The sequence below is a fragment of the Curtobacterium sp. B18 genome, assembly GCF_000333375.1.
Lineage (GTDB): Bacteria > Actinomycetota > Actinomycetes > Actinomycetales > Microbacteriaceae > Curtobacterium.
The window spans coordinates 1-373 of record NZ_BACZ01000022.1; the positions used below are offsets into that span (position 1 = coordinate 1).

1 pseudogene is annotated in these 373 nt (G+C 72.1%); it reads left to right on the plus strand.

Going from position 1 to position 373, the window contains the following annotated elements:
- Positions 1 to 54 precede the first annotated feature (54 nt).
- A pseudogene (locus tag I5E_RS23105) lies at positions 55 to 373 on the plus strand (LLM class flavin-dependent oxidoreductase); the annotation flags it as partial.

Below are 373 nucleotides of genomic sequence, written 5' to 3' on the forward strand. Positions count from 1 at the left end.
GGTCGACGGCGGCGCGACCGGCTCGGACTCGATCCTCGCCGGCTCGTTCACCCTGTGGCTCGTCCTCTCCGTCGCGCTGCCGTTCCTGGCCTACCTCGGGCGTGGCTTCCTCGTCGCGGCACGAAGCGCGCATCGCTCACCGACCAGGACGTCTTCCCGAAGCTCGAGCACGGCCCCATCCCGACCTGGGTCGGCGTGGGCGGCTCCCCGCAGTCCGTCATCCGTGCGGCGTCGTACGGCCTGCCGCTGTTCCTCGCGATCATCGGTGGGCAGCCCGCGCAGTTCGCCCCGTTCTCGCGCCTCTACCGCCAGGCGCTCGCGCAGCTCGACCTGCCGCAGCAGCCGATCGCCATGCACTCGCCCGGGTTCATCG